This window comes from Jiangella mangrovi (genome assembly GCF_014204975.1).
Lineage (GTDB): Bacteria > Actinomycetota > Actinomycetes > Jiangellales > Jiangellaceae > Jiangella > Jiangella mangrovi.
Genome location: NZ_JACHMM010000001.1, coordinates 5,522,040 through 5,534,755, shown reverse-complemented (window position 1 = coordinate 5,534,755; position 12,716 = coordinate 5,522,040). Strand labels below are relative to the sequence as shown.

8 protein-coding genes are annotated in these 12,716 nt (G+C 71.6%); 6 read left to right on the top strand and 2 right to left on the bottom strand.

Annotated features, from left to right (window positions below; genetic code table 11):
- Nucleotide 1: 1 nt before the first annotated feature.
- Complete coding sequence (locus HD601_RS25685) at nt 2-1,030, top strand: uroporphyrinogen decarboxylase/cobalamine-independent methonine synthase family protein (RefSeq protein WP_184826755.1); 1,029 nt, start codon at nt 2-4, stop codon at nt 1,028-1,030.
- A 135-nt stretch (nt 1,031-1,165) separates the two neighbouring features.
- Here HD601_RS25685 and HD601_RS25680 read toward each other — a convergent pair whose 3' ends face one another.
- Nucleotides 1,166-1,729 carry a hypothetical protein gene (locus HD601_RS25680; RefSeq protein WP_184826753.1) on the bottom strand — a complete coding sequence of 188 codons (564 nt, stop codon included), beginning with the start codon at nt 1,727-1,729 and terminating at the stop codon, nt 1,166-1,168.
- Nucleotides 1,726-2,751, bottom strand: a complete 1,026-nt coding sequence (locus HD601_RS25675; protein ID WP_184826751.1) for a type IV toxin-antitoxin system AbiEi family antitoxin — start codon at nt 2,749-2,751, stop codon at nt 1,726-1,728. The genes HD601_RS25680 and HD601_RS25675 overlap by 4 nt, the downstream gene beginning before the upstream one ends.
- A 68-nt stretch (nt 2,752-2,819) precedes the next feature.
- On the opposite strand from HD601_RS25675, the gene ligA reads away from it, so the two are divergent.
- The 5 genes from ligA (at nt 2,820) to HD601_RS25650 (ending at nt 12,534) form a co-directional block, all read left to right on the top strand.
- On the top strand, nt 2,820-5,114 hold the full coding sequence (gene ligA / locus HD601_RS25670) for an NAD-dependent DNA ligase LigA (protein ID WP_184826749.1): 2,295 nt from the start codon (nt 2,820-2,822) through the stop codon (nt 5,112-5,114).
- A gap of 683 nt (nt 5,115-5,797) precedes the next feature.
- Nucleotides 5,798-6,796, top strand: coding sequence for a P-loop NTPase family protein (locus tag HD601_RS25665; protein WP_184826747.1), 999 nt, complete (start codon nt 5,798-5,800; stop codon nt 6,794-6,796).
- Nucleotides 6,797-6,964: 168 nt separating this feature from the next.
- Nucleotides 6,965-9,499: a ThuA domain-containing protein gene (locus HD601_RS25660; protein ID WP_184826745.1), complete on the top strand. Its 2,535-nt coding sequence runs from the start codon at nt 6,965-6,967 to the stop codon at nt 9,497-9,499.
- 257 nt (nt 9,500-9,756) lie between these two features.
- Nucleotides 9,757-10,170 (top strand): hypothetical protein, encoded by a 414-nt coding sequence (locus HD601_RS25655; RefSeq protein ID WP_184826743.1) that lies wholly within the window; start codon nt 9,757-9,759, stop codon nt 10,168-10,170.
- 240 nt (nt 10,171-10,410) lie between these two features.
- The gene (locus tag HD601_RS25650) at nt 10,411-12,534 is read left to right on the top strand and encodes a RecQ family ATP-dependent DNA helicase (RefSeq protein WP_184826741.1); all 2,124 of its coding nucleotides are present in this window, start codon (nt 10,411-10,413) and stop codon (nt 12,532-12,534) included.
- The last annotated feature ends 182 nt before the right edge of the window (nt 12,535-12,716 follow it).

Below are 12,716 nucleotides of genomic sequence, written 5' to 3'. Positions count from 1 at the left end.
CGTGGAGTCTCGTGCTGAGGGTTTCGGGTGGGGGCCGGCGACGGCGACGGGAATCGGCTCGCTGCCGTTCGAGGACCGCGACGAGGCCGCGCGCATCGTCGTCGGCGAGCTGCCCGACTTCCCGCACCTGGCGGAGCTGCCTTCGCGCGGCGCCGGGGCGGACATGATCGGCCGCGCCGCGTCGCTGTTGGTCGACCTGCATGTCGACCTGCAGCCGGCCGGGTGGCGGCTGGTCTCGAGTGCGGGGGCCGACGAGCGGCGGGCGCTTTCGTTTCTGGGGGCCGACCTCAACGCTCTCGAGATCGCGGCCTACGGGTACGAAGGGCCGCTGAAGGTGCAGGTGGCGGGGCCGCTGACGCTCGCGGCGTCGGTCGAGCTGAACCGTGGCGGCGCGGCGGTGTCCGACGCGGGCGCGCGGCGCGACCTCGCGGAGTCGCTGGCCGAGGGGGTCGCGGGCTTCGTCGCGGATGTGGCCCGGCGGGTGCCGGGTGCTGGGGTGGTACTGCAGCTGGACGAGCCGTCGCTGCCCGCCGTCCTGGCCGGCTCGATCCCGACGGTGAGCGGGTTCGGGCGGCTGCGCGCGGTCGACACGCCCGAGGTGGTCGGGCTGCTGTCATCGGTGGTGGGCGCGGCCGGGGTGCCGGTGGTCGTGCACTGCTGCGCGCCGTCGGTCCCGGTCGGCGTCGTGCGCTCGGCCGGGGCGGCAGCGGTCTCGCTGGACGTGTCGTTGCTCTCGTCGGCCGCGGACCTGGACGGGTTGGCGGCGGCCGTGGACGCCGGGCTCGCGGTGTGGCCCGGCATCGTCCCCTCCCTGCGCCCGTCGACGCCGCCGTCGGACCGCGAGCTCGCCCAGCGGATCGTGGGCCTCTGGCGCCGGCTCGACCAGAACCCGGCGGCCATGGCCGCCCGCACCGTCGTCACGCCCGCCTGTGGCCTCGCCGGCGCCGATCCCGCCTGGGCACGGCGCGCCTACACCCTCGCCCGCACGACGGCGCGCGCCTTCGCCGACCTGACGGCCGAGGCCTCCTAGAGCGGCTGCACCCGGCGTCTGGTGTGCATCGCGCTATACTGATGACGAAGCCGGCTACTGCGCAGTAGTCGGAAGTGGGCCGAGGACCCCCGGGGTATACCGGGACCTCGGCTTCGCGCTTCTCCGGGCTCGGTCCTAGTCGAGTCGGATGCGATGCTCGGTGAGCATCGGCACCAGCAGCTCGCGAAACGTCGGATCGCCACCCTCAGCGGCGCCGAGCGCTCCAGCGACGATGTCGGCCAGCCAGAGCAGTGGATCGTCCAAAGGGCGAGCGTGGTCGATGCGGATCGCGTGGCCGATGACTCGCCGCGCGCGGAACCTGTCGACAGCGGCGATGTCGCGCCGATCGGCCGCCGCGTTGCGGGACTCGAGCCAGACCTGCTCGACGCCGGCGGCGTCGAGGTGGAACAGCAGCGTCTCCAGGCATTGACGGCGGGCGCGCTCCTGTCGGCGTGGATCGATCGGCGCGCCGACTGTCACGATGTGCAATGCGGAGAGCTGAGCTACCGCCTTGACCGCTTCGTGGCGGTCGGGCGGCTTCCGGTCGTGCCAATGCAGTCGGTGGCCGGCGCGTGGCTCCAACGCCCGCATGGTGTCGCGTGCGACGTCGGAGTCCTTCTCCTCGAACGCGCATGCCGCCAGCACGTAGACGCGGTCGTCGATACGGATGGATTCGTCGACCGTGGCGATCCACGTCATGCCTTCGCCGGTCCGCTGTGAGATCGGTCGAGGTAGTCCGCTCGGATCTGCCGGGCGGCCCTCGTGCTGCGCGCATCGTCGTCGGCGACCAGGTCGGCGTAGATCAAGGGCGCGGGAACGACGTCGGGACGTGGCGCGGGGAGCGGCCCGGCCCAGAATCGGCGACGGATCTCGATGCTGCCCTCGGGATCGCGGTGCAGGCCCGCCGCCCTGATGAGGTTCTCGGGCGGCGAGTCGGCATAGACGGTGGTGGCACGGGGCGTCAGGTCCTGGGTCAGGATCGAGGCGGCGGTTGCGCTGCCCCACGCGATGTCGTCATGACCGGGGGCGATGGATTCCCGCCACCTGGGGTCATCAGCTCGGAAGCGGCCCATGTGCAGCCTGGGGCGCAGGGTGTGTGCGTATCCCTCAGCCCACGTCGTGAGCAGCCGGTCCAGGCGTTGCATCGAGCGGTGCTCCTCGGGTCCGACGACATAGCCGAGGAGACGCAAGTCCTGGATCACCGGGGTGACAGCGCCGAGTGAGGTTGCGGCCCGGTGGGCGATGACCCGGTACGGCGCGCGGACGAGGTCGGGATCGGCCAGCAGCGTGAAAACCACCTGCAGTCCTGCACGCCGGAACGCTCGGACGGGACGTTCTCTGACAGTTCGTTCTCGCTGTCGCCGGCCGGCGACCCAGAGGACGACTCCGTCCTGCCGGACATACATGTTTCCGGCGGTGTCGAGGAACTGCACCTCTTCGTCGCGGAGTCGGTCGGCGACGCGAGGTGACACGTACTCCGTCACCAGGACGCCGTCACCCTGGGGCCGGATTCTTCGCAGCACGTCTGCGACGAGAGCAGCTGGACCGCTGACAAGCTTGATCCAGGCATGGAGGGTGAGCGACCGGCCGTCCATGGCGATGGTGATGAGGGCATCGGCGTCTCGGCCCTCACCGGGTCTCGAGTCTGCTGCAAGACCGAACTCCTCGATGCGCGCGATGACCTCATCCAAGATCTCGCGTTCGAGCAGTTCATCGGCCATGCGTTCATTCTAGGCATGTGTTCAGGAAAAATGAACGGCATCAAAAACCGAACACGCACGGTTCCCGGATGTCGTCGGTGGTGGGCGATACCGTCTGTGCTGTGACCGAGCCAGCCGACATCAACGACGTCCCCTCGGACGTTCGCGAACGCCACGCCACGCTCTCGCAGGAGATCGAGGACCACCGCCAGCGGTACTACTTCGCCACGCCCACCGTCAGCGACGCCGAGTTCGACCAGCTCATGCGCGAGCTCGAGGGCATCGAAGAGCAGTTCACGTCGTTGCGCACCCCCGACTCCCCGACGCAGAAGGTGGGGGCGCCGGTGGCCGAGCCGGGCGCCGGCGTCGAGGCATCCTGGCCGCCTGTTGAGCACCTCGAGCGCATGCTGAGCCTCGACAACGCGTTCTCGGCCGACGACATCGCCGAGTGGGCGCAGCGGGTCGAACGCGAGGTCGGCACCGGCGCGCGCTACCTGTGCGAGCCGAAGGTCGACGGGCTGGCGGTCGACATCACGTACCGAGACGGCAAGCTGGCCACGCTCGCCACCCGCGGCGACGGCCGCACCGGCGAGGACATCACGTACAACGCCCAGTTCGTCGACGCCATCCCGAACGAGCTCACCGGCACGAAGGACTACCCCGTCCCGTCGGTGGTCGAGATCCGCGGCGAGGCCGTGTTCCCCACCGCTGAGTTCGAGGCGGTCAACGCCGAGCGCGCCGACCTGGGCCTGCCGCTGTTCGCCAACGCGCGCAACTCCGGCGCCGGCGTGCTCCGCCAGCGCATGGACCGCCGCCGCGAGAAGCTCGACGCCGCGAAGGCGAAGGCCGACGCCGCGGGGAACGAGGGCCGGTCGCAGGTCGCGTACGAGCGGGTCCTCGAGGAGTACGAGCGCGCCCGGCGCAACCTCAACCGCATGATCCTGGTCTGCCACGGCATCGGCCGGCGCGACGGCTTCGACATCCGGTTCCAGTCCGAGGCCTACGACGCGCTCAAGGCCTGGGGCCTGCCCGCCAACGACCGCCCCAAGGTCGTCCCCGACCTCGAAGAGGTGCAGAAGTACGTCGACCACTACGGGCAGCACCGCCACGACATCGGGTTCGAGATCGACGGCGTCGTGGTCAAGGTCGACCAGGTCGACCTGCAGCGTCAGCTCGGGTCCACGTCGCGGGCGCCGCGCTGGGCCATCGCGTTCAAGTACCCGCCCGAAGAGGTGACGACGAAGCTCATCGACATCCGGGTCAACGTGGGGCGCACCGGCCGGGTCACCCCGTACGGCGTCATGGAGCCGGTGAAGGTGGCGGGCTCCACGGTCGAGAACGCCACCCTGCACAACGCCTCCGAGGTCAAGCGCAAGGGCGTCCTCATCGGCGACACCGTCGTGCTGCGCAAGGCCGGCGACGTCATCCCCGAGATCCTGGGCCCGGTGGCGGAACTGCGCGACGGCACCGAGCGCGAGTTCGTCATGCCCACCGAGTGCCCCGCCTGCGGCACCACACTGGCTCCGGCCAAAGAGGGCGACGTCGACATCCGCTGCCCCAACAGCCGCTCCTGCCCGTCACAGCTGCGCGAGCGGCTGTTCTACCTGGCCGGGCGCAGCGGCTTCGACATCGAGGCCATGGGCTGGGAGGCCGGCATCGCGCTGATCGGCGCCGGGGTCGTCGCTGACGAGGGCGACGTGTTCGCACTCGACGCCGACAAGCTCAAGCAGGTGCCGCTGTTCACCAACGCCGACGGCGAGCTGACGGTCAACGGCCGCCGGTTCCTCGACAACCTCGAGAAGGCCAAGCAGCAGCCGCTCTGGCGGGTCCTGGTCTCGCTCTCCATCCGCCACGTCGGCCCGACGGCGGCCCGCGCGCTCGCGGGGGCGCTGCTGTCCATGGACGCCATTCGCAACGCCACCGAGGAGGAGCTGGCCGGCACCGACGGCGTCGGCCCCACCATCGCCGCCTCGGTGAAGGAGTGGTTCGCCGTCGACTGGCACGAGGCCATCGTCGACAAGTGGGCCGCGGCCGGCGTCCGCATGGTCGACGAGGTCGACGACTCCACCCCGCGCACGCTCGAAGGGCTCACCGTCGTCGTCACCGGGTCGCTGCAGGAGTTCTCCCGCGACGACGCCAAGGAGGCCATCCTGGCCCGCGGCGGCAAGGCGTCCGGCTCGGTGTCGAAGAAGACGTCCTTCGTCGTGGCCGGCGAGAACGCCGGGTCCAAGCACGACAAGGCCATCGAGCTCAAGGTGCCGGTGCTCGACGAGGCCGGCTTCCGGGTGCTGCTCGAGTCCGGCCCCGACGAGGCGACGAAGGTCGCCCAGGTCGGCGGCGGGGACGACGGCGACAGCGATGGCGACGGCGAGGCCCAGGAGTAGCGGCAGCCGCAGACGCGCGAAGGGTCCGGCAGATGCCAGACCCTTCGTGTCCACCAAGGTTCGCCCAACGCCCGTGGGCGCCGCGCGAGCTGCTCCGTGGAACCGGAGACGGAGGGCGCCTCACGCCCGGGCCGAGAACCGGCCCGCGACCGCGGCGTACGCCTGCAGTCGCAGCTTGGCGAGGTACCGGCTGGACCGCAGCCGGCTGAGGTGTTTCCGTCCGTGCTGACGACTCATGGGGGTCCTCTCGCTACCTACGAGGTTCCGCAGAGCCGCCACACGACCGCTCGGGAACCAGACGATGTGCCGGTGCCCCGAGCGGGACTCCAGTGTTCAGTTGTCCCTCCATGATCGTTCCGTCCGGAAAGCGCGTCAAGCGCCTCGCCGCTATGCGCGGTATACCCCGTTTGAGCTGCGGTTTTACGTCCGCGAAAAATGTGACCTTCAGGGGGTGGCGCGGGAGGCGTCCGCTCATGCATTCTTGCGTCGTCAAGGCTGGTATCGCCGCAGAAACACCCGGTGGTCACACCATCGTCAGTGCGACCTCTGCGCCCGTCCCCCGAAGTGAGGTTCCCATGACCTCTTTCGCTGAGCATGTGGCTCCAGCGGCAGCGCTGTTCCCCGTGACGGCCCCCTGGCCGCGCCGGCTCGGAGCGGCGAAGACCTCGTACATCACCAGACACGTGATCGATCTCGTGCCCGCGGGCGACGAACTGGCGTTGACGGCGGGGACCATCCCGGCGGCGGGCGACGTCATCCTGGCGCGGGTCGACTCCATCGGCGCGCACGACTGGATCGAGCGGCCCGACGGCCGCAAGGCGCGGCTGTTCGCGGGCGACGAGATCGTCGTCGCCTACGGCGCCCGGTACGCCACCGACGCCTATGAGGCCGTCGTCCCCGACGACTTCGGGCCGTGCGACCTCGTGGCGGCCGGCGGCATGGCCGGCCGGGTCGTCGGCGCGTACTCCGGGTTCGCCGCACCCACCCGCATCACGCCCCTCGGCCGGCTGGCCGGGCACGACGGCCGTGGGCTGACGGTGCGCGACGGCGCGCCCATCGGACCCGCGCCGGTGCCGCCGGCCCTGCACCCGCCGGTGGTCGCCGTCGTCGGCACCTCCATGAACGCCGGCAAGACGACGTCGGCGGCGTCGCTGGTCAAGGGGATGACCCGGGCCGGCCGGCGGGTCGCCGCGGCCAAGGTCACCGGCACGGGCGCCGGCAACGACCGCTGGCACCTCATCGACGCCGGCGGCGCGCCGGTGCTCGACTTCACCGACGCCGGGTTCCCGTCGACGCACCTCGTGTCGCCCGAGGACCTGGTCGCGACGTACTTCGGGCTGCTGTCGGCGGTGTCGGCGGCAGAGCCGGACATGGTGGTCATCGAGATCGCCGACGGCGTCGCGCACGTCGAGACCGCCCGGCTGCTGGCCGAGCCCGCCGTCCGCGCCACCCTCAGCGGTGTGCTGTTCGCGGCCGGCGACGCGCTCGGAGCGCTGTCCGGGGTGAACCTGCTGCGGTCGTGGCACCTGCGGGTGACGGCCGTGACGGGCATGGTGACGGCGTCGCCGCTGGCCGCCCGCGAGGCGGCCGGGCTGGTCGACGTCCCGGTGGTGGCCACCAAGGACCTCATGGACCCCACCATCGCCGCGACCCTCGTGCCACTGAACTCCGAGGCCGCCTGACGAGCCGCAATCCCTGCGGCTGATTCGAACGTAACACCACGGGGCCGTCGATCCGCAGACGAGGAGGTAGTGAACCGCAGTCCACACAACTCCACACTGGGCCGAGATCCCGGGGCGAACGCCCCGGTCAGGAGCGCGTGTTGCATCCGATCACCGAAGGAGACCACGGTGAAACACGTCACCTGGCGCCTGCGAGACGCGCGTACGCGCGTGACCGCGATCATGGCGGCCGGAGCCCTGGCGCTCCCGCTCGTCGCGGCCACCACCTCGACGGCGCAAGAGGCACCTGAGACCCCTGCGGTCCAGCAGGAGGAGAACTACTCGATCCTCGTGGTGGGCCGGACCCTCGGCTTCCGGCACGGCAGCATCGTCCCGGGCACGACGGCGATCATCCAGCTCGGCGCCGAGAACGGCTTCGACGTCGACGTCTGGGACCCCGCTCAGCCGACCCGCACGCTGCCGAGCACCCCGTTCACGACGGTGGAGAACCTGGCGCAGTACGACGCCATCGTCTTCCTGTCGCCCGTCGACGGCACCAACAACCCCGCCAACCCGCCGCTGCTGAACGACACCGAGTTCGCGGCGTTCCAGGGCTACATCCGCAACGGCGGCGGCTTCGCGGGCATCCACGCCGCCACCGACACCATGCACAACCGGCCCTGGTACGGCCAGCTGGTCGGTGCGTACTTCCGCAACCACCCGGCGAACCAGGACGCCAAGCTCGTCGTCGCCGACAAGTCGCACCCGTCGACGGCACATCTGGAGACGGTCTGGAACCGCCACGACGAGTGGTACAACTTCACCGCCAACCCGCGTGGCAACGTGCACGTGCTGCTGACCATCGACGAGAAGTCGTACAGCCCCGGCAGCGGCACCATGGGCACCGACCACCCCATGGCCTGGTGTCACGCCTTCGAGGGCGGCCGGTCCTGGTACACCGCGTTGGGCCACACCAACCAGTCGTACACCGAGCCGGCGTTCCTGCAGCACATCCTCGGCGGCATCGAGTGGGCGGCCGGCGCGGCCGGCGGCGACTGCGGCGGCACCGACTGGGAGCACTTCGAGAAGACCACGATCGACGCCAACACGCGGTTCCCCAGCGAGCTGGCCGTCGCCGACGACGGGCGGGTCTTCTTCATCGAGATGGGTGAGCGGCGGCTGGCGTCGACCCCGGCGAACCTCAAGGTGATCGACCCCGGGACCCAGGCGACCACCGTCGTCGACACCCTGGACGTCTACACCGGGATCGCCACCGGCAACGCCCAGGAGGACGGGCTGCTGGGGCTGGCGCTGGACCCGTCGTTCGACGAGAACAACTGGCTGTACCTGTTCCGGTCGGTGCCGGGGCCGGTGGCCTGCCCGCTGAGCGACGTCACGGGCGGGAGCTGCGGAGTCAACCGGCTGTCGCGGTTCACGCTCACCGGTGAGGGGCTGACCGAGGAGAAGGTCGTGCTCGACGTCACCGTCCAGCGGGAGCAGTGCTGCCACGAGGCCGGCTCGCTGGCGTTCGACCCGGACGGCAACCTCTACATCTCCACCGGCGACGACACCAACCCGTTCGAGTCGCAGGGCTACGCCCCGATCGACGAGCGGCCGGGCCGGCAGCCGTTCGACGCGCAGAGATCGTCGGCCAACACCAACGACCTGCGCGGCAAGATCCTGAAGATCACGCCGACGGCGTCGGGCGGGTACACCATCCCGGCGGGGAACCTGTTCCCGCCGCGGACGCTGGGCGCCCGGCCGGAGATCTACGCCATGGGCTTCCGCAACCCGTACCGGATCGCTGTCGACCCCGAGACCGGCGACGTCTACGCGATCGACTACGGGCCGGACGCCGGCGGGCCCAACGCCGACCGCGGTCCCGAGGGCCGGGTCGAGTGGAACGTCATCCAGCCGGGCAACTACGGCTGGCCGTACTGCCACGGCGGCGCCGCCTACCAGGACTGGGCCTTCCCGAGCGGGCCGGCCAGCGGGACGTTCGACTGCGCCAACCCGGTCAACGAGTCGCCGAACAACACCGGCATGACCACGTTGCCGCCGGTGGTCGACCCGGAGGTCTTCTACGGGCGGCTGCCGTTCGCCAGCGGTGGTGCCAACCAGCCGGACATCGGCACCGGCGGCGCCCCGACGGTCGGGCCGGTCTACCGCTACGAGGCGGACGAGGCGCCGGTGCTGACCGGGAGCCGCAAGTGGCCGGAGTCGTACGACGGCCAGGCCTTCTTCGGCGAGTGGGGCCGGACCAACAACAACATGTACAACTTCATCCTCGACGGCGACCAGCAGGTCCAGGAGATCAGCCCGCTGTTCCACGGCGTCTTCAACCCCTGGACCCGGCCGCACGAGATCGAGTTCGGGCCCGACGGCGCGCTCTACGTCATCCAGTGGGGCCACACGTTCGGCACGACCGGCATCTCCACGATCCAGCGGATCGACTACACCGGCGGGCCGACGTGTTCCGCGCGGGACGTGGGGGCGAGCACCGTCGTCATCGGCGGGGTCGACTCCGGCGTGCCCAACCGGGTGGCCGGGGCGAGCTGCTCGATCAACCAGCTGATCGACGACGACCCGGACTCGTGGTCCAGCAGTGGTGACTTCGTCCGCCACGTCGGCGAGGTGGCCGACTACTACGTCGAACGCGGTTCGATCACCACACGGCAGAAGGGTTCGATCGTCCGCGCTGCGACGCAGTCGGGCGTCGGCTGATCTGTGGTTCTGTCTGGATAGCGAGCGGCCCGTCGTCCCTGGGTGGGGGCGGCGGGCCGATTCGTCGTCTCTCGTGATTTCCGTGGCCGGGCGAGGAGTCGAACCTCGCATGTGGGCGCGGGGAGCGAACCCTCGGACCGCCTCACCCTGGTGGGCAGTTGCCGTATGTCTACCGGCCTGAAGTGGTCAACGATGTATCGCCAGTATTCATTCCCTCGTGGTGGCCCCGGCCGCGGGCGACCGCTAGCGTCGCACCCGTGAATCCGGTGAAGCGGCTGCTCCTGGGGTCGGGGCGCATCTCCGACGCGCTGCGGGCCGAGCTCGCCGCCGAGGGCATCCTGTTCGCCGAAGAGGGCCTGACGGGGTCGGTCCGGTGCTGGGACTACCGCGACGAGCGGCGGCGGCGCAGCACCGAGATCGAGGGGACGGCGGGCGCGATCGTGCTGACGCGGGGCCGGCTGGTCGTCTGGACCAGCCGTGGGCCCGGGCGAGGCAAGCACATCGACGTATCGCTGCGTGCCGGGAAGCCGACGGGGATCGACGTGCGCGCCGAGCCGCGGCGGATCGTGTTCGGGTATCACCCGGGGGACTTCCATCCGGGACGGAGCGGGCGGTTCGAGGTGCACCTGAAGACGCCGTCGGCTCTGGAGCTGGCTGCGCGTCTCGGCTGAGGCGCTCGGCGGAGGTGCTCGGCGCCGTCGTCCACCGGGGTGACGAGTTCGCGGAGTTGTCCACAATCGGGGCGAGCGCGGTGGCGGGCTGTCGGACCGGGCGGTTAGCGTCCCTGTGGAGGGCCAGGCACACCGGCGGCGATTGGGGGCCGGAGGCTCCCACGAGTCGTCGGTCCGCGGAGGCCGGTGATTGAAAGCCGACACGGGTCATGCCTGGCCCGACACGTGAGGTGTGATCGCATGGTGGAATTGAAGGACGAGGCGGAAGCGCTGCTGCGGCGGCTGGTCGGTAACGACGCGGCCGAGTTCCGCGACGGCCAGTGGGACGCCGTGCGCGACCTGGTCGAACACCGGCGTCGCGTGCTGGTCGTGCAGCGCACGGGCTGGGGCAAGTCGGCGGTGTACTTCGTCGCCACCGGGCTGCAGCGGGCGCGCGGCGCCGGGCCGACGGTCATCGTGTCGCCGCTGCTGGCGCTCATGCGCGACCAGGTCGCCGCGGCGGCGCGGGCGGGCGTGCGGGCGGTCACCATCAACTCCGCCAACGCCGACGAGTGGGGCGACGTCTCGAAGCAGCTCGCCGACGACGCCGTCGATGTCCTGCTGGTCAGCCCTGAACGGCTGAACAACCCGCGGTTCCGCGACGAGCAGCTGCCCACGCTCGCGTCCAGCGCCGGGCTCATCGTGGTCGACGAGGCGCACTGCATCTCCGACTGGGGCCACGACTTCCGGCCCGACTACCGCCGCATCCGCGACCTGCTCGGCACCCTGCCGGCCGGCACCCCGGTGCTGGCGACGACGGCCACGGCGAACGCCCGCGTGGTGGCCGACGTCGCCGAGCAGCTGGGCGCCGGGGGAGCCGAGGTCACCACCATCCGCGGCTCGCTGGCGCGCCAGAGCCTGCGCCTGGGCGTGCTGTCCCTCGACGACGCCGAGCACCGGCTGGCCTGGCTCTCCGCGCACCTCGGCGACCTGCCCGGCAGCGGCATCGTCTACTCCCTCACGGTGTCGGCGGCCGAGGACACCGCGGCGCTGCTGCGCGAGGCCGGCCACCAGGTCATCGCCTACACCGGCCGCACCGACCCCGCCGACCGCGTCGAGGCCGAGCGGGCGCTGCTGCACAACGAGGTCAAGGCCCTGGTCGCCACCAGCGCGCTGGGCATGGGGTTCGACAAGCCCGACCTCGGCTTCGTGGTGCACCTCGGCGCGCCGTCCTCGCCCGTGGCCTACTACCAGCAGGTGGGCCGCGCCGGGCGCGCGACCGAGCGGGCCGACGTGCTGCTGCTCCCGGCGGCCGAGGACCAGGCCATCTGGCAGTACTTCGCCACGGTCTCCATGCCGCGGGAGGAGCAGGCGGCGGCGGTCATCCGCGCGCTGACGGCGTCGGGCGACGCCATGTCCACGGCGGCCATCGAGACCGTGGTCGACGTTCGGCGCACGCGGCTCGAGCTGCTGCTCAAGGTCCTCGACGTCGACGGCGCCGTGCAGCGGGTCCGCGGCGGCTGGCAGGCCACTGGACAGGACTGGGTCTACGACGCCGAGCGGTACGAGCGGGTCGCCGCCGCCCGCGACGCCGAGGCCCGGTCCATGCTCACCTACCAGCGCGGCGAGCAGTGCCGCATGGCGTTCCTGCAGGCGGCCCTCGACGATCCCAGCGCGGCGCCGTGCGGGCGCTGCGACGTCTGCACCGGACCCTGGTTCACCGACGAGGTCCCGGCGGGCGCCCGGGCCGCCGCGCGCACCACGCTCGCCCGGGCCGGCGTGCTGCTCGAGCCCCGGGTCCAGTGGCCGTCCGGCATGGCTCGCCTCGGGGTCGACGTCAAGGGCAAGATCGCGCCGGACGAGAAGCTCGAGCCCGGCCGCGTGGTCGCCCGGCTCACCGACCTCGGCTGGGGCCAGCGGCTGCGCTCCCTCCTCGACGCCGACGACGCACCGGCGCCGGACGGGCTGCTGGCGGCCTGCATCGACGTCCTGCGCGAGTGGCGCTGGGACCGCCGCCCCGACGCCGTCATCACCCTGCCGTCGCGCCGGCACCCCCAACTCGTCTCGTCGGTCGGCCGCTACCTCGCCTCCGTGGGCCGGCTGGCCGACCTCGGCGAGCTCGAGGCGGTGGGCGGCGACGGCGACGGCTCGGCGGGGCGCGGCGAGCCGGGTGGGAACAGTGCCTTCCGCCTGGCGTCGGTGTGGGAGGGATGGCGGGTGGGGGCGGCGGCGCAGGAGGCGCTGGCGGCGCTCGGGCCCGACCCCGTCGTGCTGCTGGTCGACGACCTCACCGACTCGCGCTGGACCCTGACCGTTGCTGGGCGCGAGGTGCGGCGGGCCGGGGCGGGGCAGGTGCTGCCGTTCGCGTTGGCGAGCGTGGGGTGAGGTTCGGCGGGTTCCCCCCGTCCCCCCTGCTGTCGATTCTCTTAGCCGCGGGGACCCGCCTCAAGTCCGCGCGCGTTGGGGTCGGGTCGCCGCTGTGGTGAGGGCGCTTGGACTTGACCCGGGTCCCCGCGGCCAAGAACTCTGGCAGCTATCAGGGGGACGGGGAGAGTCTGGCGACGGGT